Genomic DNA, 23,042 nt, shown 5'->3' on the forward strand with positions numbered 1-23,042 from the left:
CAGAACCGCGGCCCGGCGTCAGGCCGGGTCGGCCTCCCCGGCCGGGGACGTGACGTACTCGACGGACGCGTCGAGCAGCCACTCCGCGACGTACGCGGCGAAGGACGAGCGGACCAGCAGGCGGAAACCGTCCTCACCGGCGACCAGGACGACTCCCGCCCTGGCCAGCGTGGTCTGGGCGACCCGCCCCGGGCCGAACACCCGGGGGTGCAGGTCCAGCGCGCAGCCGTGGGCCAGCACGTCCCGCGCCCGGTCCCCGGCGACCACCAGGGTGGTGCGCTGGGCCGACACGTCGACGACCGAGACGTGCTCACCGGCCGCCGCCTCGGCAAGCCGCTCCACAAGCCCCGGAGCGGCGCCGTCGGGACCGACCACCAGCCACTCGTCGGGCCCGAGCCACAGGACCTCCAGGTCGCCGCCGCCCGCCGCGGTGCCGGGCTCCATCGGCAGCGGCACCCCGATCGCCGTCCCGATGCGCTCCGCCGCCGGGCTCTTGGGGTCCACCCGGAGGTTGACCTGGGACAGGAAGGGGATCTCGGCCAGGCGCAGGCCGCCGCCCGCGCTCGCCGCCTCGAACCTGGCCGCGAACGCCGCGGCCGGACTCCTGCGCTCAGCCATCGACACAGCCGCCGGCTCAACCATCGCGGCGCGCTCCTTCCGGGTCGTACAGGACGTGCGAAGTCACGGTGACGGGCACCAGGTCCGCCCCGACCGGCGCGTACAGCCGCTCGCCGATCCGCTCGCGTCCGCCACTCACCAGCGCGAGCGCGAACGTACGGCCCAGCGCGGCACTGCGGTAGCTGGAGGTGACGAAGCCGAGCGTCGGGACCGGCGGCTCGGGCAGCGCCGAGGTGTCCACGAGGTGGGCGCCCTCGGGCAGCAGCACGCCGGGGTCCTCGGGCAGCAGGCCGACCAGGTGCTTGCGGTCGGGCCGGGAGGTGTCCGCCCGGGCGAAGGACCGCTTGCCGACGAAGTCGGCCTTCTTCTTCGAGACGATCCACTCCATGCCGAGGTCCTGCGGGGTGACCGTGCCGTCGGTGTCCTGACCGACGATGGGGAACCCCTTCTCGGCACGCAGCACGTGCATGGTCTCGGTGCCGTACGGCGTGACCTCGCCGGACGCCATGACCGCCTCCCACAGGGCGAGCCCGTACCAGGAGGACACGTTGATCTCGTAGGCCAGCTCGCCCGAGAAGCTGATCCGGCAGACCCGCGCCTCGATCCCGGCGACCTCGGCGTCCCGCCACGTCATGAAGGGGAAGCTGTCGTTGTCCACCGCCAGACCCGGCGCGAGCCGCGCCAGCACCTCGCGGGAGCGCGGCCCGACGAGCGCGACGGTCGCCCACTGCTCGGTGACCGACGTGCAGTGCACCCGCAGGTCCGGCCACTCGGTCTGCAGCCACTCCTCCATCCAGTCGAGCACCGCGGCCGCGTTGCCGGTCGTCGTGGTGACGAGGAAGCGGTCGTCCGCCAGCCGGATGACGGTGCCGTCGTCGAAGACCATGCCGTCGGGGCGGCACATCACGCCGTAGCGGATGGAGCCGACCTTGAGCGTGCTCATCATGTTCGTGTAGAGCCGGTCGAGGAGCACCGCAGCGTCGGGGCCGACCACGTCGATCTTCCCGAGCGTGGAGGCGTCCATCGCGGCCACGTCCTCGCGGGCCGCCCGGCACTCGCGCAGCACGGCGGTCTCCATGTCCTCACCCGGGCCCTCGCCCTGCTGCGGGTAGTACCAGGGCCGCTTCCACTGGCCGACGTTCTCGAACAGCGCACCGCGCGCCACGTGCCACTCGTGCATCGCGGTGACGCGCACCGGGTCGTGCAGCGGCCCCCGGTCGCGGCCCGCCAGCGCGGCGAACGACACCGGCGTGTACGGCGCGCGGAACGTCGTGGTCCCCAGCTCGGCGACGTCGACGCCGAGCGCGTGCGCCACGACACCGCCGGTCAGCAGCCCGGACGTCTTGCCCTGGTCGTGCGCCGTGCCCGCCGTGGTGTAGCGCTTGACGTGCTCGACCGAGCTGAGCCCCGCGCCGGTGGCGCGCAGCACCTCCGCCACGGTGACGTCCCGCTGCAGGTCCACGAAGTGCGTGCCGTAGTCGCCGCTCTCCACGAGCCACACATGCTCGGCGGGCGCGGCGACAGGCTCCTCGTCCGCGGTCGGCAGAGTGGTCTCGGCCGGCGGAGTGGTCTCGGCCGGCACGGCGAAGCCGGCGGCGGCCAGCGCGCGGCGGCCCGCCTCCGCGCCGTCCTCCAGGCATTCCCGCAGCGTGCGGACGCCCGTGCCCCCGACACCCCTCGCGAAACCGGCGGCCTCCACCGCCTGGCGCGTCTCGCCGGGCGTGAACGCGCCCAGCTCCTCGTCGTAGCGCAGCGTGCCCCCGGCCTGGCTGAACAGGTGCACCACCGGCGTCCAGCCGCCGGACACGAGCAGCAGGTCGGCGGGGATCTCCCGGGCCTGGCCACCCGAGCCCTGTGCTTCCGGGCGCGGAGCGACCTCGACCGAGGAGACCTCGCCTTCGCCCTTCGCGGCGGTGACCACGTGGCCGGTCAGGACCTCGATGCCGCGCTCGGCGCAGCGCGCCGCCCACGTCTCGCCGGGGGCGTGCCGTACGTCGGCGATCGCGGCGATCTCGACACCGGCGCCGGCGAGGTCGAGCGCCGCGGCGTACGCGCTGTCGTTGGTGGTGAACACCACCGCTCGCGAGCCGGGCAGGACGCGGTAGTGGTTCGCGTAGGTGCGGGCCGCGCCCGCCAGCATCACGCCGGGCAGGTCGTTCCCGGCGAAGGCGACGAACCGCTCATGGCCGCCGGTCGCCAGCACCACGCGCCTGGCCCGGATGCGCCACACGCGCTCGCGCGCCACGTCGGCGGGCGCCTGGGCGCCCAGGTGGTTCGTCCGGCGCTCCACCGCGATGACGTAGTTGTCGTCGTAGTGACCGAGGACCGTGGTGCGGCGCAGCACGCGCACCTCCGGCAGGGCGGCCAGCGCGGCCGCCTCCCCGGCCGCCCACTCGCGACCGGGCGCGCCGTCGAGCGTCTCGGCCGTGCCGAGCAGGCTGCCGCCCGGCTCGGGCCGCTCGTCGGCGAGGATCACCCGGGCGCCGGCCCGCGCGGCCACGCCCGCGGCGGCGATGCCGGCCGGTCCCGCGCCGACCACGAGCACGTCGCAGTGCGCGTGCACCGCGTCGTAGCGCGCCGGGTCGGGGCGGTCGGCCAGCCTGCCCTGTCCCGGCAGGCCCGTGGCGACCAGGCCGTCGTACAGCTCGACGGTCGTGGCGGTGAGCATGGGCTCGGGGAAGGGCTCCTCGATCTGGACGAGCGCGTTGGGCTCCTCGCAGCCCGCGGCGTACACGCCGCGCGGACGGCCGAGCTTGATGCTGCTCGCCACCGCGCGCACGCCGTTGGCGAGCAGCGCCGAGGCCAGCGTGTCGCCCTCCAGGCCCGCGTACTCCCGGCCGTCGAACCGGAAGCGCAGCGTCTTTCCCGTCGCCCCCTCGCGCCGGTGCGGCTGTGCGGCGGCCCCGCCGGTTCGCTCGCTACGCTCGCTCATGCGATCACCGGCCGCGGCTCGCCCGCCCGATAGACGGCGTGGATCTCGTTGGTGGCGGTGTCCCGTACGGCGTTGAACCAGCGGCGGCATCCGGCGGTGTGGCTCCACCGCTCCGCGAACAGGCCCTTGGGGTTGTCGCGGAAGAACAGGTAGCGGGCCCACTCCTCGTCGGACAGGGCGGCCGGGTCCTCCGGATAGGCGACGTGGGCCTGCCCCCCGTAGTGGAACTCGGCCTCGTCCCGCGGCCCGCACCACGGGCAGGGAATCAGCAGCATTCTGTCTGTCTCCGGTGTTAATGCGCGACGGCGGCGGCGCCGTGCTCGTCGACGAGCTTGCCGGTGGTGAACCGGTCGAGCGAGAAGGGGGCGTTGAGCGGGTGGGGCTCGCCGGTGGCCACGGTGTGGGCGTAGCACCAGCCGACGCCCGGGGTGGCCTTGAACCCTCCGGTACCCCAGCCGCAGTTGACGTACAGGTCCTCGACGGGGGTGAGGCCGACGACGGGCGAGGCGTCGGGGGTCACGTCCACCACGCCGCCCCAGGTCCGCAGCACGTGCGCCCGGGCGAAGACCGGGAACAGCTCCAGCGCGGCCGACATCTGCCGCTCGATGATGTGGAACGCGCCGCGCTGACGGTAGGAGTTGGCCGCGTCGATGCCCGCCCCCATGACCAGCTCGCCCTTGTGCGCCTGGCTCACGTAGACGTGGACCGCGTTCGACATGACGACGGTGGGGTGCACCGGTTCGAGCAGCTCCGACACCAGCGCCTGCAGCGGGTGGCTCTGCAGCGGCAGCGAAACCCCGGCGTATCCGGCGACGACCGAGGAGTGCCCTGCGGCGGCGAGCGCGACCTTCCCGGCCGCGATCGGGCCGCGGGTGGTCTGGACGCCGGTCACCCGGCCGTCGCGCACGTCGAGGCCGGTCACCTCGCAGTGCTCGATCATGTCGACCCCGAGGTCGGCCGCCGCCTTCGCGTAGCCCCACGCCACGTAGTCGTGCTTGGCGATGCCGGCCCTGGGCTGGTAGGTGCCGCCGAGCACCGGATAGCGCACGTCGGGCGAGATGTCGACGATCGGGCAGACCTCCTTGACCTGCTCCGGCGTCAGCCACTCGGCGTCCACGCCGTTGAGCCGGTTGGCGTTGACCCGGCGCACGCTGTCGCGCACGTCCTGCAGGCTGTGCGCCAGGTTGAGCACGCCGCGCTGGCTGAACAGCAGGGGGTAGCCGAGGTCCTCCTCCAGCCCCTCCCACAGCTTCAGCGCGTGCTCGTAGATGCCCGCGCTCTCGTCCCACAGGTAGTTGGACCGGATGATGGTGGTGTTGCGGGCCATGTTGCCGCCCGCGAGCCAGCCGCGCTCCAGCACGGCGACGTTCGTGATGCCGTGGTTCTTGGCCAGGTAGTAGGCCGTGGCCAGGCCGTGCCCGCCGCCGCCGACGATCACCACGTCGTACGCGCGCTTGGGCTCCGCCGAGCGCCACAGCCGGTCGGGGTGGTCGGGCAGGTCCGCGCCCGGCGTCCTGCGCCCTTGAGTTTCGGGGCTCACTGGGCCGCTCCGTTCAGGCCGGGGTAGAGCGGGTGCTTGGCGGCGAGGGCCTCGACCCGGGCGCGCAGCGCCGTCAGGTCCGCGCCGGGACGCAGCACCTGGGCGATCACGTCGGAGACCTCCTCGAACTCGGGACGGGCGAACCCCCGGGTGGCCAGGGCCGGGGTGCCGATCCGCAGCCCGGAGGTGACCATCGGGGGCCGGGGGTCGAACGGCACCGCGTTGCGGTTGACCGTGATCCCGGCCTCGTGGAGCCGGTCCTCGGCCTGGCGGCCGTCCAGCTCCGATGCGCGCAGGTCGACCAGCACCAGGTGGACGTCCGTCCCGCCGGACAGCACCCGTACGCCCGTCTCGGCGGCGTCGGGGGCGAGCAGCCGGTCGGCGAGGATCCGCGCGCCCTCCAGCGTGCGGCGCTGCCGGTCGCGGAACCACTCGCCCGCCGCGATCTTGAACGCGACGGCCTTGGCCGCGATGACGTGTTCAAGCGGACCGCCCTGCTGGCCCGGGAACACCGACGAGTTGATCTTCTTCGCGAGGTCCTCGGTGGACAGGATCACCCCGCCCCTGGGCCCGCCGAGCGTCTTGTGCGTGGTCGTGGTGACGACGTGCGCGTGCGGGACCGGCGACGGGTGCAGCCCCGCCGCGACCAGCCCGGCGAAGTGCGCCATGTCCACCATCAGGTACGCCCCGACCTCGTCGGCGATGCGCCGGAAGGCGGCGAAGTCGAGGTGGCGCGGGTAGGCCGACCAGCCCGCGATGATCAGCTTGGGCCGGTGCTCGCGGGCGAGCCGCTCTACCTCGTCCATGTCCACGAGGCTGTCGCTCTCGCGCACGTGGTAGGCCACGACGTTGTAGAGGCGGCCGGAGAAGTTGATCCGCATGCCGTGGGTGAGGTGGCCGCCGTGCGCGAGGTCGAGACCGAGGATCGTGTCGCCCGGCTCCAGTAGCGCGGACATGGCCGCGGCGTTGGCCTGCGCCCCCGAGTGGGGCTGCACGTTCGCCGCCTCCGCGCCGAACAGCGCCCTCACCCGGTCGATCGCCAGCCGCTCGATCACGTCGACGTGCTCGCAGCCGCCGTAGTAGCGCCTGCCCGGGTAGCCCTCGGCGTACTTGTTGGTGAGCACCGAGCCCTGCGCCTGCATCACCGAGACGGGCGCGAAGTTCTCCGAGGCGATCATCTCCAGCGTGGTTCGCTGGCGGCGCGTCTCCTCGCCGATCGCCGCCGCGACCTCCGGATCGGCCTCGGCGAGCGGCGCGTCCATCACCGAATCGTTCACTTCAGTCCTCACTAGCTGCGCAGCCGTTCCATGGCGGGGTCGAACAGGGGCTCCTCGGCGACCACGGCGGTCACCCGCCGGTCGAAGTAACCGATCTCCAGCGTCCGTCCCGGCGTGGCCAGCTCGGCGGGCAGCCAGGCGTAGGCGATGCCCTTGCCGATCGTGTAGCCGAAGGCCGCGCTGGTGACGTAGCCGACGGCGCTCTCGCCGTCGTACACCGGCTCCTTGCCCATGACGACCTGGGTGGGGTCGTCGACGGTCAGGCAGGCGAGGCGGCGGCGCACGTTCTCCTTGCGCCGCTCCAGCGCCTCGCGGCCGACGAAGTCGCCCTTGTCCATCTTCACCGCGAACCCGAGCCCGGCCTCGTACGGGTCGTGCTCGAAGGTCATGTCGGTGCCGAACGACCGGTAGCCCTTCTCCAGCCGCAGGCTCGCGAAGGCGCCGCGCCCGCCGGCGATGATGCCGTGCCGCTGCCCGGCCTCCCAGAGCGTGTCCCACAGCTTGGCGCCCAGGTCGGCGGTGGTGTAGAGCTCCCAGCCCAGCTCGCCGATGTACGACAGCCGCAGCGCGGTGACCGGCACGGTGCCGATGTACGCCTTCTTCGCCCGGAAGTAGCGGAAGCCCTGGTTGGAGAAGTCCGCGTCGGTCAGCGGCTGGACGAGGTCGCGGGCACGCGGGCCCCACACGCCGAGGCAGCAGGTGCCCGCGGTGATGTCGCGGACCATGACCGAGCCGTCCGGGGGCAGGTGACGGTGGAACCAGTCGAGATCGAGGTTGCCGTTGGCGCCGACCTGGAACACGTCGCGGCCCAGCCGGGCGACGGTCACGTCGCTGCGGATGCCGCCGTCGGTGTCGAGCAGCAGGCAGTAGGTCACCGAGCCGACCGACTTGTCCATCTGGCCCGTCGTCAGCCGCTGCAGGAAGGCGAGAGCGCCCGGGCCGGCCACCTCCAGGCGCTTCAGCGCGGTCATGTCGTACAGCGCGACGGACTCGCGGGACGCCTGGGCCTCCGCGCCGACGATGGGCGACCAGTAGCGCGCCGCCCAGTCGTCGGGCGTGGGGATGTCGCGGCCCTCCAGCAGGCGGGCGTTCGCGCCGTACCACTGCGGCCGCTCGTAACCGACGGCCTCCAGGAAGAAGGCGTCCAGCTCGCGCTGCCGGGTGTGGAAGGGGCTGAGGCGGAGTGGCCGCGGCTCCTCCATCGGCTGGAGCGGGTGGATGATGTCGTAGACCTCGACGAAGTTCTGGCAGTCGCGGGCCAGCACATAATCGGGCGCGAGCTGGTGCGGCTCGAACCGGTTGACGTCGCACTCGTGCAGGTCGAAGGACGAGCAGTGACCGTCGACCAGCCACTCGGCCATCGCCCTGCCGACGCCCGCGGAGTGGGTCACCCAGACCGCCTCGGCGACCCAGAAGCCCTTCACGTCGGGCGACTCGCCCATGAGGGGCATGTGGTCCTGGGTGAAGGAGAACAGGCCGTTGATGCCCTCGTCCAGCTTGGCCGCGCGGGTGCCGGGCAGCAGCCGCTGCGTCTCGGTCCAGGCGTCCTCGAAGTCCTCCGGCGTGAACGTGAGCACCGACGGCATGACCTCGGCCTCGTCCACGGAGAGCAGGTCCTCCGGCTTGACCGGCATCGGCCGGTGGCCGTAGTAGCCGATGCCGACGCCGTCGAACCGCTGGCGGTAGTAGAGGTCGGCGTCCTGGTGGCGCAGGATCGGCAGCGTCGCCTCCTCCTCGCGTCCGGCGAGGTCGGGCACCTGCCCCGTCCAGGCGAGCTGGTGGGCGAGCGGGGTGAGCGGCAGCGGCATCCCGACCATGCCGGCGACCTTCGGGCCCCAGATGCCGGCGCAGCAGACCACGACGTCGGCGGGGATCTCCCCCTGGTCGGTCACCACTGCGGCCACCCGGCCGTCCTCGGTGCGGACGTCGAGCACCTCGTGCCGCTCCAGCACCCGTACGCCGCGGGACCGAGCGCGCCTGAGCTGCGCCTCGACCGCGCGTACGGCCTTGGCGACGCCGTCGGTGGGGATGTGCAGGCCGCCGTGCACGACTCCGGGGTCGAGCAGGGGGAAGAGCTCGGCGCATTCGGCGGGGGTGAGCAGGCGCGACTCGACGCCCCAGGACGTGGCCCAGCCGTGCCGCCTGTGCAGCTCGGAGAGCCGTTCCGGGCTGGTCGCGACCTCCAGCCCGCCGACCTGGAGGAAACAGGGCTCGCCGTCGAGGTCGAGGGAGCAGAGCTTCTCGACGGTGTAGCGCGCCATCTCGGTCATGGTCTTCGACCCGTTGATCTGGAAGACCAGTCCCGGGGCGTGCGAGGAGGAGCCTCCGGTCGCGGGCACCGAGCCCTGGTCGACCACGGTGACGTCCGTCCAGCCCCGGGCCGACAGTTCGTCGGCGAGCGCCGCACCGACGACGCCTGCTCCGATGATGACGACGCGCGGGCCCGTCATACCCACCTCCGTTGCTGCATATTTTGTTGCACAATTCGCAACAGTATGCGTTTAACGCAACAAGCGTGACGCGTCACATCCCGGGTGTCAAGCATCAAAAACTGGGCAAAACCGCACCCTCTCGGATGTGCGGCGCCCGGCAGCGACGAGCCGTGCGAGGGGGGCGCGAAGCCTGCAGGGCATCCGGGGCGTCAGCCGGCCGGCGGCTCCTCGATGCTCCAGCGAATTCCGCGGCGGGCGAGATGGTCAAGGAACGCCAGGGAATCGAACGCCTGGGCGGGGGCGAGGACACCCGCCTTGATCGGCTCGGCGACCAGGCGGCAGGCGCTCTCCACGGCGATCGCCGCGGTGGTGCCGTAGGTGTCGGCGCCCCGCACGAAGCCGCGGGCACGGCGGCCGTCGACGCCGAGGGCGTCGAGCACGTACGTGAAGCGCTGTCCCCGGCGGCTCTCCTCGCTCGGCCCTTCAGGAAGGCTCTCGACGACCTCCGCCGGCATCGGGCTGTTCAGCCGCTCCACCAGTTCCGCCTCGGCCAGTCCCTCCATGTGCCGGACGACGACGTGCCGCGGGACGGTGACCACCTCCGGCAGGGGGAAGCGCGCCACCGGGGTCGCCTCGGGCTCCTTCGGAAGGGTGACCGCTCCGCGCCGCGCCGGGACGCCCGGCCGCCACACTCCGTCGTCATAGGCGAGCCCGCCCGCCCTGACCGACTCGATGGTTTCGATCACCGAGCGCAGCGAGCCGCGTGACGGCCCGCCACCCCCAGCGATCACGTGGGTGCTGATGAGCTCGTCCAACGGCCCGAGCCGGGCGGCGAGTTGGTGGGCGAGGAGGTCGGCAGGCAGGCATGCGTCGGTGGTTGCGGGCACCACGGTGACACCGGCCGCCTCGGCCGCCGCCGCGAAAGTCTCGAAGACGCCGTTGATGTAGAGCTGCTCACCTGCGGTGTCGACATAGTGCAGGCCGCCCGCGATCGCGGCGCGTACCACTGCCGCGCCCGACGGAGTGAACGGCCCGGCGCAGTTGACGACCGCGTCACAGCCGCGCAGTGCCTCCACGAGCCCGGGATGGTCGTCGACGGCGGCGACACGTTGTTCCGCCTTGGGATGGCCGACCGAGGCTGCGGCCTCTGCCACGCGGACGGGGTCACGGCCGACCAGGACGGCCTCGACGCCGAGCCGTGCCAGCTCGGCGACGACGAGCTTCCCCTGGTATCCGTTCGCGCCGAATACGGCGATCTTCATCTGAGGTCTCCCGGAGGTGCGATCCGGCGCCGTGCGGGTCACAGCGCCCATCGCACCGTAAAGCCGCACACGAAGACGACTGAATGGCCAAACCGCTCGACTGTTTGCGTCATCGTCTTCCGTTGATCGCCTTCGGTTACGGTGATCGGGTGGATGTCCTCTCAGACGTCGTCAGCACGGCGCGCACCGGCCGGCCGCACGCGGCCCTGGTCACGCGATCCGCTCCTTTCGGCCGCTGGTTTCCCGCCTCGCAGGCCGCCGGGTTCCACGTCGTACTCCAGGGCACGTGCTGGCTCCTGCCAACGGAGGCAGAGCCAGTCGCGCTGGGGCCCGGCGACGTGGCGTTCCTGCCGCGCGGTTCCGCCCACGGCCTGGCCGACGTCCCGTCGACCCCAATCAACGATTCATCCGCGCCCCTTTCCGGCATCCGTTACGGCGACGCAGAGCGCCCCGCCGCCGGGCAGCCGACGGCGGTCATGCTCTGCGGCGCCTACCTGCTGGACCGATCCGGGCCCCACCCACTCCTGGACGACCTGCCCGAGGTCATCCACCTGCCCGCCCGGGTAGGCCGGCATCCCGAGCTGCGCGCGGCGGTCGACCTCCTGGGGACCGAATTGCAGCGCCCGCCTCGTCCCGGCGCCGACGCCGCACTCCCCACGCTGCTGGACCTGCTCCTGCTGTACCTACTGCGGGCCTGGTTCAGCGACGGGCATTTCTGCGACGACTCCCGCACAGGGTGGGTCGCGGCTCTGCACGATCCGTCCGTCGCGGCCGCTCTCCGCGCGATCCACGCGGACCCGGGCCGGGGGTGGACCGTCGAGGAGCTGGGCCGGCAGGCACGCCTGTCCCGCGCCGCCTTCGCCCGCCGCTTCACCCAGCTGGTCGGACGGCCACCGCTCACCTACCTGACGTGGTGGCGCCTGACCACCGCCGCCCGGCTCCTGCGCACCTGCGACGCACCCGTCAACACGATCGCCCAGCAGGTCGGCTACACCTCGCCGTACGCCTTCACCCATGCCTTCAAACGCCAGTACGGAATGCCACCCGGCGCCTACCGCGGCGGCGCCTGCTGAACGACGAGGCTCCGTGATCACGGACGAACGTGCACGGCGCAGATCAGCGCCGGGCCGGGCCGAACCATCCCATCCGGGCGGACACCTCCTGTGCTGCCGCCATGACCTGCTCGGCCACGGCGGCGATCGCCGTCTCGGGCATCCGGAAGCTCGGGCCGGACGCGCTGAGCGAGGCCACGACGGAGCCGTCCACGCCGAGGACGGGCGCCGCGACCGCGCTCAGGCCGTCCTCCAGTTCGTCCACCGCCGTCGCGTACCCACGGCGGCGCACCTCGGCGAGTTCCGCGCGCAGCCGGCCGGGATCGGTGACGGTGCGCGTGGCGAGGACGGGCAGCCCCGCCGCGATCACCTCCTCGCGCAGCGCGGCGGGCGCGTGCGCGAGCAGGACCTTGCCGTTGGACGTCGCGTGCAGGGGGATCCGCTGACCCACCCAGTGGTGCAGCTGGAGCGCCGACGGTCCGGCGACCTGGTCGACGTACAGGGCCTCCCGGCCCGCGAGGACGGCCACGTTGACGGTCTCTCCCACCGCGCGGGCGAGCGCGGGCGTGACGGCCCGGCTCTCGCGCACCAGGTCGAGCCGCGCACTGGTCGCCCCGGCGAGCCTGACCACGCCCACGCCGAGCCGATATCTGCCGCGGTCGCTGTCCTGCTCGACCAGGTCGTGGCTCTCCAGCGTCGCCACCAGGCGGAACGCGGTGGACCTGTGCACGCCGAGGGTGGCCGCGAGCTCGCTGACGCCGAGCTCGCCGTCCCTGGCGAGCAACTTCAGGATGGTGAGTGCGCGGTCTACGGACTGTACGGTCGCCCCGTCACCCAACCCGTTGCTCATGGCACAACTCTACGCATATTGCGCATCAACCTCTTGACCTGTTTCTCGCGACGGGTCACTCTGTTGCGTATACGTCACCATGTTGCGTATTACGCACTCAGGAGGCTCCATGTCCGCTCGCCAGGGTCGCGAGTTCGTCCTCACGTTCTCCTGCGTCGACCGGCCGGGGATCGTCTACGCGGTGAGCGGCTTCCTCGTCCAGCACGCGGGCGACATCCTGCAGAGCCAGGAGTTCAACGACCGCACGAACGGCCACTTCTTCATGCGGGTCCACTTCGAGGTGCCCGAGGGCCGCGGCGACATCGAGGAGCTGCGCCGCGGCTTCTCCTACGTCGGCGACTCCTTCCAGATGACCTGGCAGATCAAGGACGCCGTGACGCCGACGAGGACGCTCGTGCTCGTGTCGAGGTTCGGCCACTGCGTGAACGACCTGCTCTACCGCCAGCGGGTCGGCGCGCTGAACGTCGAGATCCCCGCCATCGTCTCCAACCACCGGGACCTCGAACCGCTGGCCGAGTTCTACGGCGTGCCGTTCCACCACGTGCCCGTCACGCCCGGCACCAAGCCCGAGGCCGAGCGGCGCGTCCTGGAGCTGGCCGAGGAGCTCGACACCGATCTGATCGTGCTCGCCCGCTACATGCAGATCCTGAGCGACGACATGTGCAAGCGCCTGGAGGGCCGGGCGATCAACATCCATCACTCGTTCCTGCCGGGGTTCAAGGGCGCCAAGCCCTACCACCAGGCGCACGAGCGCGGCGTCAAGCTGATCGGCGCCACCGCGCACTACGTCACCGCCGACCTCGACGAGGGACCGATCATCGAACAGGACGTGGCACGCGTGGATCACTCGCTCGACCCGGGCGAGCTGGTCACCGCGGGCCGCGACGTGGAGGCGCAGGTGCTGGCCAGGGCCGTGCGCTGGCACAGCGAGAACCGCGTCCTCCTCAACGGTGACCGCACCGTCGTCTTCCGCTGACCCCCTCACCGCCGAGTACGTTCACGGACGCTCGGGAGCACCGAGCAGGCCGCGGTTGTACCCCTCCGCGACCGCGGCCGCACGGTCGTTGACGTCGAGCTTCGTATAGATGTTGAGCAGGTGCGTCTTGACGGTGGCCTCGGTGATGAACAGCCGGGCGGCCGCCTCCCGGTTGGTGTGCCCAGCCGCGACCAGGCGCAGCACCTCCAGCTCGCGCTGGCTCAACGGGCCGGTCGACGGCGCCGGGGCGCGCAGCCGGCTCATCAGGCGGGCGGCGACCGACGGAGAAAGTGCGGCCTCGCCGCGGGCGGCCGCGCGTACGGCGCGCAGCAGCTCGTCTCGCGGCGCGTCCTTGAGCAGGTAGCCGGTGGCGCCGGCCTCGATCGCGGGCAGCACGTGGCTGTCGGTGTCGTAGGTGGTCAGCACCAGCACCCGGGCCGGCACGCCGCGCCGGGTCAGCTCGCCGATCGCGGTGACGCCGTCCATGCCGGCCATCCGCAGGTCCATCAGGATCACGTCCGGCCCGAGCGCCTCGGCCAGCCGGACCGCCTCGGCCCCGTCCGCCGCCTCGCCGACCACGGTGAACTCGGGGTCGCGGGCGAACATGCTGCTCAGCCCGTCCCGTACCACCGGGTGGTCGTCGGCGATGAGCAGCTTGATCGGGTCACTCACGCGCGCACCTCCGGCGCCTCGGCGGGCAGGCAGGCCGAGATCCCCGTCCCGCCCCCCACCTCCGATTCGATCTGCAACGTGCCCGGCAACGCCTCGATCCGCTGCCGCATCGCCACCAGCCCGAAGCCCCCGTCGCGTTCGACCTGGGCGGTCGGGTCGAAGCCGCAGCCGTCATCGCGGACGTCGAGGGCCACCTGCTGGTCCATGTAGGAAAGGGTGAGACCGACGCGGGTGACGGTGCCGGCATGCTTGGCGACGTTGGCCAAGGCCTCTTGGGCGACCCGTAACAGGGCGACCTCGGCCTCCGGGCGCATCGTGCGGGTTTCGCCGGTCACCGTGACCTGGGCCGGGATGCCGTGACGGGCCGACCACATGGCCGCCACCTCGGTGACGGCGTCGGCCAGGCGGCCGGTCTCCAGCGGCTCCGGGCGCAACTCGTTCACCGAGCGCCGCGCCTCGGTCAGGCCCTCCCGGGCCAGCGCGGTCGCCGCCGCGTGGTGCCGGCGCCACGCGGCCGGGTCGTCCGCCGCGTGCTCGGCAGCCTGCAACTGCGTGACGATGCCGGTCAGGCTCTGGGCCAGCGTGTCGTGGATCTCCCGGGCCATCCGGGCCCGCTCGTCCAGGACGCCGGCCGCGCGGGCCTGCTCCACCAGCCGGTCCTGCAGCGCCGCGTTCTCGGCCAGCGCCGCGGCCAGCCGCGCGTTGGCCTCCCGGGCCTCGCGCAGCGCCGCCTCCCGGGAGTCGTAGTACCGCCCGCCGATCTCGCCCATCCAGGCCAGCAGGCACATCGGCGCGATGTTGACGACCAGGATCCCCAGGTACTCGAGGTGGCCGACCCAGGAGCCGGTGTCCAAGCCGGCCGACTGTGCGGTTCCGGCCACCACCGCGACGCCGGCGATGAAGTACAGCTCGCGCGGCCAGCCGATGATCCGGTACGCGTAGAAGTACAGCGCCGGTGTGTACAAGCCGAACCACGGATTGCGCAGGACCATGACCAGCCCGAACAGGATCAGGCCTGCCAGGAAGACGCCCATCACGCCGACCCGGTCGCGCCACGCCGGGTGCAGCGTGAAGAGCGCCAGGCTCCACACCGCGGCCGCCGCGCAGAGCACGAGATCGATGGCGAGGGAGCCGGGCTGGTCGTGCTTGAAGGCGATGGTCAGGGCGGCCATGACGGCCAGCAGCACGTAGGGCACCACGGTGACCATGGGCCGGAACCGCTGTTCCCAGCTCGCCGGCCCGGCCATCTGCCAACTCTGCATCGCGTACCTACTCCCAGTGGGACAATCTAGCCGCCGCCCCGACCGCCCACGCGGGCGACGCGAGCAGAGCGAGCTCGATCACCGCGCTCACGGCCGGACCGCCGGGCGCCGGTTGATCTGCACGACCACGGCCAGCAGGAGCAGGCCGCAGACGCCCTGCTCGAGCTTGAACCAGAGCGGGAACAGTCCGGGCAGCGCGATGATCACCGCGATCGCGACCACCATCACCGCGGTGACGACGCGCAGCCGCAACAGCATCCGGCGGTCGCCGCGGGCCGCCCGGACCGCGAAGAACAGCGTGAGCAGCGAGCCGACGGCGACGATCACACCGCGGACCCAGACCTCGGTGGTGACCATCGTCGCGTCGTGCCGAAACACGATCATCGCCACCAGTGTCAGCAGGCTGACCGCGGCGTACCCGCTGATCAGCCAGACCACATTGCGCATGTCAGTGTGCCTCCGTCTTCTCGTTCGCGACGGAATTCAGCGTCGCAACAGAGGCACCCCGAACGGATCGCCCGATCTCCCGAGCGGGCGGTGGAAGCGGCGACTCGCCCACGCGGTGGAGCGACTCCACCGATCGGTGGATTCAGGGGCGTGCCGCCGACCGGGACGTCGGTGACCGTCCGGCAGTAGAAGCCGTGCACGCGCTGCCGTGGCCGATCAGGTCAATCAGGCCCGCCAGTCAGCCACGAGACGACCCAATTCGATGAACTGCTTCCGCTGAGCGGGCGACAGCGGTGCGAGCAGTTCCGCCTGGACGCCGTCGACGATGTCGTCCAGCCTCAGGAGTGCCTGCCTTCCGGCCTCGGTGATGGTGACGATGTTGCGGCGTTTGTGCTCGGGGTCGGGACGACGCTCGATCAGTCCGCGCCCCTCCATCTCGGTCAGGCCACCCGTGACGTCGCTGCGGTCGATTCCCGTACCGCGACTGAGGTCCGCCTGACTGGCGGCGCCCCATTGCTCAAGCGCGGCGAGCAGTCGGTAGTGGTAGCTGCGCAGGCCATCGGCGTAGGCCTCGAATGCGGCCGCCAGGAGGGCGGAGGAGCGGGCGAAGACACGGCTGACGATCCAGGTGGGGCGGTCCTTGACGCGATCAGGAGTCCGATCCGGCTGGTGGCGCATGGGCATGCCGCTCAGCATACAGAGTTGTTGGTCCCACCAACACTTGCTATGTTGGCGAAACCAACATTGGTCTGGCCAACATTGGGTGGGACAACCCCGCCTGCGAAACGGCCGGGGCCGACCACATCAAGGAGAACTATCGATGAGCACCACGCACGAGCCGACCGCGAAGCCCCCGGGCGCAAACGTCCTCGTCGTCGGCCGCAGTCCGAGCGCTCTGGTCCCCGCCGTCGACATCCTGCGCAAGACGGGATACACCGCGAACGCGACGAACCAGTTCGACAGGGTTCTCACCGATTACGACGCCGGCGGAGTCGACATCCTGGTGTTCGGGGGCATGGTGCCCCCGGACATCAAGCAGCACGTGCGTGATGAATTGACGCGGCTGAATCCTGAGGCCCGCGTCATCCAGGGATTGTTCGGGATACCCGAGCTGATCGCGGCGCAGGTAGCGGCGGCCACATGTCCGCCGCTGCCGGAAGGCGACGAAGTCGCCTACGATGCGGACCACCGTTGCGTGCGACTCACCATCCACGAGTCCGCCGATGTACGCGTGGAGGTCTGGTGGGCCACATCGTTCACCCCACCCGAGTCGACCAGCGTCTCCGAGCGGGTATACGAGAAAACCCTCGACCCCGGTGCCCACGTCATCCCGGTCCCTCACCACGTTCCCGAGGAAGCCTCATTCGGGGCCGTCACCGTCGGCCAGTCCGTGCAGGTGTTCACGATCGGCCCCGTGCCCGACTCCGTACGGCGACTGGTGCCCACATCGGCCGAGGACAAGCGTCTTCCCGACGTCACTGCTGTGACAACGCGAATCGATGAGTCCTGAGCTGAGACCCCACCCCAGCAGCGTCCGGACTCCGAGCCGCGAGCCCGGACGCCGCGGGGATACCGCGCGCCGAACCCTCTGGTTCGCGCCCTCTCCCGGATTCGCCCTCGCGGACTTCGACGTGGATTTCCCGGCCCGGATGCTTCTGATCCTGCCCGTACTCCGCTGACCACCCCACGTAACGAGGAAGCACTTCATGTCGCCTTTTTGTCGCCTCGCACGAGCCTGCGCGATCGCTGCTCGAACCTCACTCGCCCTGTCGGCGGCCGTTGCCGCGCTCTTCGCCGTCGCGACGGCGACGCCGACCGCGGCATCGGCCGACACCGATACGAACGCGGCGAAGTACTACGGCATGTGGAATTACGACCAACCCGATGCCGCCACGCTGAACAACGTCGATGTACTGGCCTGTCCCGACGGCGGTGGCCGATGCGACCGGCAACTGCCGCTGCCGCTGCAGGTGCCCCAGGTCGGCTGGGTGGTGTTCTCTCCCGGCCCCCACGGGACGGTCGATGGAACCACCGATGGGGGCTGTACCTGGAACTTCCGCGTCCAGCGCACCGGGCTGGAGTTGTCGTCCACCATCCAGCAGTGCGTCAACCGGGCGGTCGGTTCCTTGGGCAACATCACGAAATGGTCCGTCCAGGTGAAGGGCAACCGGGAGACGGAGTCGATCGTGGCCGTCAGCCATCAGCCCAACGGAGTGGATCTCATCGGCACCATGAAATCCGGCTCCCGCACCAAGGTGGTCGGCGGCCGGGACAGCGGCAAATTCGTCAAGCGGTTCCTCGGGGACTACCGCTACGACCCGGCGGACTTCCACACCCTCACCAACGTCGTCTCCACCGACAAGGGCACGGTCTACCCGGAACAGGGCACGGTCCGGTTCAGCGCCACGGACAAGAAGGGCAGGATCAACGCGCACACTCCGGACGGTTGCGACTGGACACTGACCGTGCGCGGCGACACCGCCGAGCTCGATCCCGCCACGCAGACCTGCCACTCCGCGACGGGCGACACCTCACTGGTCTACTGGGCACTGGTCGCCGACGACGGACGGCACATGAACGCCTTCCGTGCCGGATCCACCACCACGCCGAACCGACCTCCGGCCAACACCTTCCTGTACGTCGGTGCGCTGACCAGATCCGCCACAGGTAAAGCCGAATAGCCCCGCCACCCCAGGCGGTCCACCACTACCTCAGCCCCCGTTCCCGCCCGTGATCACAGCCGCGGGCCCGGCCCGACTTCGCTTGCTCACGCTTCTTGGGATCCGCCGACGAGCGATCGGCCGATCGGGGGCGCAGCCGGCGCGGGTCAGCGGGCGAGCTGTTGGAGCCAGTCGCGCAGGAGTGCCGTTTCGGCGGGCCGCAGCGGAAGGTCGGCCTGATCCGCGGCGGCGATGGCGGCGTCGAGGGCGAGTGCCCGTGAGGCTAGACCGGAATCCACGTCCGGCGGCGCGTCGGTGACGAGGGAGCCGATGACGGTTTCCCGCACCCTCGCGGAGATCTCCAGGTCGCGGTTCTCATCCGGGTCAGCGATCAGCGACAGGGTCACGCCGGTGACGGCGGCCTGCAAGAGGCGTGCCGCCAGTACGGGCGCGACCCGCAGGCGGCCGACGGCCGCGACGCGGTCCAGGAACTTCAGCACGAGGTCGTGAGCCTCGGTCGCGGCGGGCGGCCGGCGACCGGGCCGGTCGGAGCCGAACATCAGCAGGTAGAAGGCCGGGTGGCGCAGACCGAAGTCGACGTGGGCGTCCCAGCCACGACGCATGTCGTCGACCGGATCGCCGGTGGACGGCAGGAGGTGCTTCTCGTCCAGGTAGCGGTCGAAGGCGAGGATGGCCAGGGCCGCGAGCAGTCCGTCCTTGTCGCCGAAGAACTGGTAGAGGGAGGCCGCGCGGACCCCTGCCGCCGCCGCGACCGAGCGCGTGGAGACCGCCTGGGCGCCCTCGCGCTCCAGGATGCCGGCCGCCACCTCGAGGATCTGCCGCTTCTTCGCCTCGTGCACGGTTGCAATGATACGCATTTTCGCGTATCAGTGACACGTAACAGTGCTACATATTTGAGCGTTGCACTGATCCGCCACGTCGAGGAGACATTCCATGAATCGAGTTGGATACGGCGCCATGCAACTCGCCGGGCCGAACGTCTGGGGCCCGCCGGGCGATCCCGAGTCGGCCCGGCGGGTGCTGCGCCTCGCGGTCGAGCTGGGCGTGACGTTCTTCGACACCGCCAACGCCTACGGGCCGCGTACCGTCAACCGGCTGATCGGGCAGGCACTGCGGCCGTTCCCTGACGGGGTGATCGTCGGCAACAAGGTCGGCGCCGGGCGTGGCGCGGACGGGTCATGGCTCATCACCGGTCACCCCCGAACGGTCCGCCGGCAGGTCCACGAGGCCCTCGAGGACATGGGTACGGAGATCAGCGAGCTGACCTATCTGCGGCTGGGAGGTGACACCCCGGGAATCCGCGGTGATGTGCCGCTGGAGGATTCGCTCGGCGTGCTCGTCGAACTGCGCGACCAGGGCCTCATCCGCCGCATCGGCCTGTCCGGGGCGTCGCCGGAGATGCTGGCCCGCGCTCAGAGGATGACACCGATCGCGGCCGTGCAGAACCGGTTCAACCTGCTCGACCGCAGCGGCGTGCAGGTCCTCGCCGACTGTGAGCGGCAGGGCATCATGTTCGTGCCTTACTTCCCGCTCGCCTCCGGGCGGCTCACCGGCTACGCCGAGCTGACCGGCCCCGCACGGCGACTCGGCACGTCGCCGGCCAGGTCGCTCTGGCCTGGTTGTTGCGCCGTTCCCCGGCCGTTGTCGTGATTCCCGGCACGACGAACCCCGATCATCTACGTGCCAACGTCACCGCGGCGGATGTTGCCGACGACTTGACCGACGCCGAGGTGAGCCGCATGACCGGGCTCGCCGACGAGTCGACGGCCGCACTCGACCAGCCGGACGCGTCCACTCTCGACGCCCTCACGACCGCGGCGGACCGCCACCGGTAGCCCCCGGTTCAACGGGCCCCATTCCCGGGAGCCGGCCCCCGGCCCGGAGGCCGGGCGACGTGGAAGCTCAAGCGCTACAGTCCGGCTATGAGCAACGACGCTTCCGGCAGGACCGAGGCCAGCGGCGGCGGCGTGCAGTCCGTGGACCGGGCGATCAGCATCATGGAGATCCTCGCCGGCCGCGGAGAGGCCGGGGTCACCGAGATCGCCGCCGAGATCGAGGTCCACAAGTCGACCGCGTTCCGCCTGCTGGGCGCGCTGGAGGCGCGCGGGCTCGTGGAGCAGACCGAGGACCGCGGCAAGTATCGCCTCGGCTTCGGGCTCGTCCGCCTCGCCGGCAGCGTCTCCATGCGGATGGACGTCACCCAGCAGAGCAGGCCCGTCTGCCACCGCCTGGCGGAGGAGATCGGCGAGACCGTGAACATCGCCGTCCTGCGCTCGCACTACGCGGTCAACCTCGACCAGGTGCGCGGCCCCTCCGCCGTCACCGCCTACAACTGGGTGGGTCAGCTCACGCCCCTGCACGCGACGTCGAGCGGCAAGGTCCTGCTCGCGTACGTGGACCGGCAGCGCCGCGACGACCTGCTGCGCGTCGCGGGCCTCCAGCGCTACACGCCCAGCACGGTGACCTCGGCGGAGGACCTGGAGCGGGAGCTGGCGACGGTGCGCGAGCGCGGCTACGCGCTCACGCTGGAGGAGCTGGAGGTGGGCCTGAACGCGCTCGCCGCTCCCGTCCGCTCCTTCGGCGGAGAGGTCGTGGCGGCGGTGAGCGCGTCGGGGCCCGCCTACCGGTTCAGCGAGGGCCGCATGCGCGAGCTGGCCCCTCTCCTCGTCAAGGGAGCCGAGGAGATCAGTCACCGCCTCGGCGGCTAGCCCTCTCCCTCCGCCGCGCGCCGCAGCCGCACGACGACGCTCTTGGACGTGGGCGTGTTCGAGGTCTCCGCCACCGAGTCCAGGGGCACCAGCACGTTGGTCTCCGGGAAGTAGGCCGCGCAGCAGCCCCGCGCCGTCGGGTAGGCGACGGCCCGGAACCCCTCGGCCACGCGCTCGCCGTCCGGCCACTCGCTGATCAGGTCGAGCATGTCGCCGTCGGCGAGACCACGCTCGGCCAGGTCGTCGGGGTGGACGAAGACCACCCGGCGCCCGTTCTTGACGCCGCGGTAGCGGTCGTCCAGGCCGTAGATCGTGGTGTTGTACTGGTCGTGGCTGCGCACGGTCTGCAGCAGGAGCCGGCCCGGAGGCACCCGCAGCACCTCCAGCGGGTTGACCGTGAAGTTCGCCTTCCCCGTGGCCGTGGGGAAGCGGCGCTCGTCGCGCGGCGCGTTCGGCAGGAGGAAGCCGCCCGGCCTGCGCGCTCTCGCGTTGAAGTCGCCGAACCCCGGCACCACCCGCTCGATGCGCTCCCTGATCGCGTCGTACCCCGCCTCGAACTCGGCCCACGGCACGTGCGGGTCGTCGCCGAGCAGCTCACGGGCCAGCCGGCACACGATGGCCACCTCGGACAGCAGCGTGTCCGACGCGGGGCGCAGCCGTCCGCGCGAGGCGTGCACGGCGCCCATCGAGTCCTCGACGGTGACGAACTGCTCGCCGCCGGCCTGGACGTCCCGCTCGGTGCGGCCGAGCGTGGGCAGGATGAGCGCCTGTTCGCCGCACACGGCGTGCGACCGGTTCAGCTTGGTCGACACCTGCACGGTGAGCCGGCAGCGGCGCAGGGCCGCCTCCGTCGCGGCGGTGTCCGGCGTCGCGGAGACGAAGTTGCCGCCCATGGCGAAGAACACCTGGGCGTCCCCGTCGCGCATGGCGCGGATGGCCTCCACGGTGTCGTGGCCGTGCTCGCGCGGCGGCGGGAAGCCGAACTCCTGCTCCAACGCGTCGAGGAACTCGGGTTTGGGCTTCTCGTAGATGCCCATCGTCCGGTCGCCCTGCACGTTGGAGTGCCCGCGTACGGGACACACGCCCGCGCCCGGCCGTCCCACGTTGCCGCGCAGCAGCAGGAAATCGACGATCTCCCTGATCGTCGGGACCGACTTGCGGTGCTGGGTGAGGCCCATCGCCCAGCAGACCACGACCGAGCGGGCGGCCAGCACGTCGCGGGCCGTCTCCTCGATCTCGGCGCGGGTCAGGCCGGTCGCCTCCAGCACCTCGTCCCAGTACCGATCAGCACTGCCGAGCCCGCGTACGTGCTTCTCCCAGGCGTCGAACCCGTGCGTGTGCGCCTCGATGAACTCGCGGTCCACCACCGTGCCGGGCGCGGCGTCCTCGGCCTCCAGCAGGAGCAGCGACAGCGCCTGGAACAGCGCCAGGTCGCCGCCGAGGCGGATCTGCAGGAACCGGTCGGACAGCGCCGTCCCGGTCCCGGCGAGACCGGAGGGCCGCTGCGGGTTCCGGAACCGCAGCAGCCCGGCCTCCGGCAGCGGGTTGACCGCCACGATCCGCGCGCCGGCCCGCTTCGCCCGCTCCAGCGCGGTGAGCATGCGCGGATGGTTGGTGCCCGGGTTCTGGCCGACCACGAAGATCAGGTCGGCCCGGTGCAGGTCCTCCAGCAGCACGGTGCCCTTGCCGATGCCGAGCGTCTCGGTCAGCGCCGAGCCGCTCGACTCGTGGCACATGTTGGAGCAGTCGGGCAGGTTGTTGGTGCCGAACCTGCGGACGAGAAGCTGGTAGGCGAAGGCGGCCTCGTTGGAGGTGCGGCCGGAGGTGTAGAAGACGGCCTGCCCCGGGTGGTTGAGCGCGGCCAGTTCACGTGCGACGACACCGAAGGCGTCCTCCCACGAGATCGGCTCGTAGTGGTCCGAGCCGGCCGGCTTGTACATCGGCTCGGTGAGCCGGCCCTGCTGACCCAGCCAGTAGTCGCTGCGCCGGGCCAGCTCACTCACCGGATGCTCGGCGAAGAAGTCGCGGGTGACCCGGCGGACCGTCGCCTCCTCGGCCACCGCCTTCGCGCCGTTCTCGCAGAACTCGGCGGGGCTGCGGTGACCGTCGCCCTCGGGCCAGGCGCATCCCGGGCAGTCGAAACCGGACTTCTGGTTGACCCGCAGCAGGGTCAGCATCGTCCGTCCCGCGCCCATCTGCCGATAGGCCGTGCCGAGCGCGTGGCCGACCGCCGGGACCCCGCCCGCCCAGGTCTTGGGCGAGCCGATCTCCAGGCGTTCGTCTCCGACATCCTCCCGAGGGGGCTTACGTGTCACGCCGCATCTCCTCCGAAC

The 23,042-nt window shown here is 71.5% G+C and carries 20 protein-coding genes and 1 pseudogene; 7 read left to right on the top strand and 14 right to left on the bottom strand.

The features are described from left to right. Positions 1–18 precede the first annotated feature (18 nt). The 7 genes from ACIBK1_RS18910 to ACIBK1_RS18940 form a co-directional block, all read right to left on the bottom strand. Positions 19–642 (bottom strand): sarcosine oxidase subunit gamma, encoded by a 624-nt coding sequence (locus tag ACIBK1_RS18910; RefSeq protein ID WP_396736435.1) that lies wholly within the window; start codon positions 640–642, stop codon positions 19–21. After that, on the bottom strand, positions 635–3,550 hold the full coding sequence (locus tag ACIBK1_RS18915) for a 2Fe-2S iron-sulfur cluster-binding protein (RefSeq protein WP_396736438.1): 2,916 nt from the start codon (positions 3,548–3,550) through the stop codon (positions 635–637). The genes ACIBK1_RS18910 and ACIBK1_RS18915 overlap by 8 nt, the downstream gene beginning before the upstream one ends. Next, the gene (locus ACIBK1_RS18920; RefSeq protein ID WP_030510626.1) at positions 3,547–3,825 is read right to left on the bottom strand and encodes a sarcosine oxidase subunit delta; all 279 of its coding nucleotides are present in this window, start codon (positions 3,823–3,825) and stop codon (positions 3,547–3,549) included. Before ACIBK1_RS18920 ends, ACIBK1_RS18915 begins: the two co-directional genes overlap by 4 nt. Positions 3,826–3,842: 17 nt before the next feature. Further along, positions 3,843–5,090, bottom strand: coding sequence for a sarcosine oxidase subunit beta family protein (locus ACIBK1_RS18925; RefSeq protein WP_357313072.1), 1,248 nt, complete (start codon positions 5,088–5,090; stop codon positions 3,843–3,845). Then, positions 5,087–6,352, bottom strand: a complete 1,266-nt coding sequence (glyA, locus tag ACIBK1_RS18930) for a serine hydroxymethyltransferase (RefSeq protein ID WP_357313113.1) — start codon at positions 6,350–6,352, stop codon at positions 5,087–5,089. The genes ACIBK1_RS18925 and glyA overlap by 4 nt, the downstream gene beginning before the upstream one ends. A 26-nt stretch (positions 6,353–6,378) precedes the next feature. Then, positions 6,379–8,817, bottom strand: a complete 2,439-nt coding sequence (locus ACIBK1_RS18935; RefSeq protein WP_396736441.1) for an FAD-dependent oxidoreductase — start codon at positions 8,815–8,817, stop codon at positions 6,379–6,381. 191 nt (positions 8,818–9,008) lie between these two features. Then, positions 9,009–10,061, bottom strand: a complete 1,053-nt coding sequence (locus tag ACIBK1_RS18940; RefSeq protein ID WP_030510630.1) for a saccharopine dehydrogenase family protein — start codon at positions 10,059–10,061, stop codon at positions 9,009–9,011. Between the two features lie 149 nt (positions 10,062–10,210). Between ACIBK1_RS18940 and ACIBK1_RS18945 the strand changes: the two genes are divergently transcribed. Beyond that, positions 10,211–11,134 carry an AraC family transcriptional regulator gene (locus ACIBK1_RS18945; protein WP_396736445.1) on the top strand — a complete coding sequence of 308 codons (924 nt, stop codon included), beginning with the start codon at positions 10,211–10,213 and terminating at the stop codon, positions 11,132–11,134. Positions 11,135–11,177: 43 nt separating this feature from the next. On the opposite strand, the gene ACIBK1_RS18950 is transcribed toward ACIBK1_RS18945, so the two are convergent. Continuing rightward, positions 11,178–11,963: an IclR family transcriptional regulator gene (locus ACIBK1_RS18950; protein ID WP_396736447.1), complete on the bottom strand. Its 786-nt coding sequence runs from the start codon at positions 11,961–11,963 to the stop codon at positions 11,178–11,180. A 109-nt stretch (positions 11,964–12,072) separates the two neighbouring features. On the opposite strand from ACIBK1_RS18950, the gene purU reads away from it, so the two are divergent. After that, positions 12,073–12,939 (top strand): formyltetrahydrofolate deformylase, encoded by an 867-nt coding sequence (gene purU, locus ACIBK1_RS18955; protein WP_030510633.1) that lies wholly within the window; start codon positions 12,073–12,075, stop codon positions 12,937–12,939. A 21-nt stretch (positions 12,940–12,960) separates the two neighbouring features. Here the strand turns inward: purU and ACIBK1_RS18960 are convergent, their stop codons facing one another. The 4 genes from ACIBK1_RS18960 to ACIBK1_RS18975 form a co-directional block, all read right to left on the bottom strand. After that, positions 12,961–13,611, bottom strand: coding sequence for a response regulator (locus tag ACIBK1_RS18960; RefSeq protein ID WP_030510634.1), 651 nt, complete (start codon positions 13,609–13,611; stop codon positions 12,961–12,963). Continuing rightward, positions 13,608–14,873, bottom strand: a complete 1,266-nt coding sequence (locus tag ACIBK1_RS18965; RefSeq protein WP_231514078.1) for a sensor histidine kinase — start codon at positions 14,871–14,873, stop codon at positions 13,608–13,610. The genes ACIBK1_RS18960 and ACIBK1_RS18965 overlap by 4 nt, the downstream gene beginning before the upstream one ends. Positions 14,874–14,960: 87 nt before the next feature. Then, positions 14,961–15,320: a hypothetical protein gene (locus ACIBK1_RS18970; RefSeq protein WP_396736451.1), complete on the bottom strand. Its 360-nt coding sequence runs from the start codon at positions 15,318–15,320 to the stop codon at positions 14,961–14,963. A 225-nt stretch (positions 15,321–15,545) separates the two neighbouring features. Further along, positions 15,546–16,004 (bottom strand): MarR family winged helix-turn-helix transcriptional regulator, encoded by a 459-nt coding sequence (locus ACIBK1_RS18975; protein ID WP_396736454.1) that lies wholly within the window; start codon positions 16,002–16,004, stop codon positions 15,546–15,548. A 136-nt stretch (positions 16,005–16,140) separates the two neighbouring features. On the opposite strand from ACIBK1_RS18975, the gene ACIBK1_RS18980 reads away from it, so the two are divergent. Then, on the top strand, positions 16,141–16,830 hold the full coding sequence (locus tag ACIBK1_RS18980) for a Rossmann-fold NAD(P)-binding domain-containing protein (protein WP_051762233.1): 690 nt from the start codon (positions 16,141–16,143) through the stop codon (positions 16,828–16,830). Between the two features lie 196 nt (positions 16,831–17,026). Then, positions 17,027–18,001, top strand: a complete 975-nt coding sequence (locus tag ACIBK1_RS18985) for a hypothetical protein (protein WP_156081107.1) — start codon at positions 17,027–17,029, stop codon at positions 17,999–18,001. Positions 18,002–18,147: 146 nt separating this feature from the next. Here the strand turns inward: ACIBK1_RS18985 and ACIBK1_RS18990 are convergent, their stop codons facing one another. Next, on the bottom strand, positions 18,148–18,840 hold the full coding sequence (locus ACIBK1_RS18990) for a TetR/AcrR family transcriptional regulator (protein WP_081903843.1): 693 nt from the start codon (positions 18,838–18,840) through the stop codon (positions 18,148–18,150). 94 nt (positions 18,841–18,934) lie between these two features. Between ACIBK1_RS18990 and ACIBK1_RS18995 the strand changes: the two genes are divergently transcribed. The 3 genes and pseudogenes from ACIBK1_RS18995 (at position 18,935) to ACIBK1_RS19005 (ending at position 20,709) form a co-directional block, all read left to right on the top strand. Then, positions 18,935–19,651: an aldo/keto reductase gene (locus ACIBK1_RS18995; RefSeq protein WP_396736458.1), complete on the top strand. Its 717-nt coding sequence runs from the start codon at positions 18,935–18,937 to the stop codon at positions 19,649–19,651. Beyond that, positions 19,648–19,692, top strand: a pseudogene (locus tag ACIBK1_RS19000) (hypothetical protein); the annotation flags it as partial. The gene ACIBK1_RS18995 and the pseudogene ACIBK1_RS19000, both read left to right, overlap by 4 nt. 231 nt (positions 19,693–19,923) lie before the next feature. Further along, entirely contained in the window at positions 19,924–20,709 is a 786-nt protein-coding gene (locus tag ACIBK1_RS19005; protein WP_051762234.1) for an IclR family transcriptional regulator, read from the top strand. Here the strand turns inward: ACIBK1_RS19005 and ACIBK1_RS19010 are convergent. Then, positions 20,706–23,024 carry an FdhF/YdeP family oxidoreductase gene (locus tag ACIBK1_RS19010; protein WP_396736461.1) on the bottom strand — a complete coding sequence of 773 codons (2,319 nt, stop codon included), beginning with the start codon at positions 23,022–23,024 and terminating at the stop codon, positions 20,706–20,708. The two genes, ACIBK1_RS19005 and ACIBK1_RS19010, sit on opposite strands and share 4 nt — an antisense overlap. Positions 23,025–23,042 lie beyond the last annotated feature (18 nt).

The organism is Microbispora rosea, assembly GCF_044460045.1.
Lineage (GTDB): Bacteria > Actinomycetota > Actinomycetes > Streptosporangiales > Streptosporangiaceae > Microbispora > Microbispora rosea.

Coding starts and splice junctions, on each gene's coding strand:
- ACIBK1_RS18910 (WP_396736435.1), bottom strand. CDS start 642: ATGGTTGAGCCGGCGGCTGTGTCGATGGCTGAGCGCAGGAGTCCGGCC.
- ACIBK1_RS18915 (WP_396736438.1), bottom strand. CDS start 3,550: ATGAGCGAGCGTAGCGAGCGAACCGGCGGGGCCGCCGCACAGCCGCAC.
- ACIBK1_RS18920 (WP_030510626.1), bottom strand. CDS start 3,825: ATGCTGCTGATTCCCTGCCCGTGGTGCGGGCCGCGGGACGAGGCCGAG.
- glyA (WP_357313113.1), bottom strand. CDS start 6,352: ATGGACGCGCCGCTCGCCGAGGCCGATCCGGAGGTCGCGGCGGCGATC.
- ACIBK1_RS18935 (WP_396736441.1), bottom strand. CDS start 8,817: ATGACGGGCCCGCGCGTCGTCATCATCGGAGCAGGCGTCGTCGGTGCG.
- ACIBK1_RS18940 (WP_030510630.1), bottom strand. CDS start 10,061: ATGAAGATCGCCGTATTCGGCGCGAACGGATACCAGGGGAAGCTCGTC.
- ACIBK1_RS18950 (WP_396736447.1), bottom strand. CDS start 11,963: ATGAGCAACGGGTTGGGTGACGGGGCGACCGTACAGTCCGTAGACCGC.
- purU (WP_030510633.1), top strand. CDS start 12,073: ATGTCCGCTCGCCAGGGTCGCGAGTTCGTCCTCACGTTCTCCTGCGTC.
- ACIBK1_RS18965 (WP_231514078.1), bottom strand. CDS start 14,873: ATGCAGAGTTGGCAGATGGCCGGGCCGGCGAGCTGGGAACAGCGGTTC.
- ACIBK1_RS18970 (WP_396736451.1), bottom strand. CDS start 15,320: ATGCGCAATGTGGTCTGGCTGATCAGCGGGTACGCCGCGGTCAGCCTG.
- ACIBK1_RS18975 (WP_396736454.1), bottom strand. CDS start 16,004: ATGCCCATGCGCCACCAGCCGGATCGGACTCCTGATCGCGTCAAGGAC.
- ACIBK1_RS18980 (WP_051762233.1), top strand. CDS start 16,141: ATGAGCACCACGCACGAGCCGACCGCGAAGCCCCCGGGCGCAAACGTC.
- ACIBK1_RS18985 (WP_156081107.1), top strand. CDS start 17,027: ATGTCGCCTTTTTGTCGCCTCGCACGAGCCTGCGCGATCGCTGCTCGA.
- ACIBK1_RS18995 (WP_396736458.1), top strand. CDS start 18,935: ATGAATCGAGTTGGATACGGCGCCATGCAACTCGCCGGGCCGAACGTC.
- ACIBK1_RS19005 (WP_051762234.1), top strand. CDS start 19,924: ATGAGCAACGACGCTTCCGGCAGGACCGAGGCCAGCGGCGGCGGCGTG.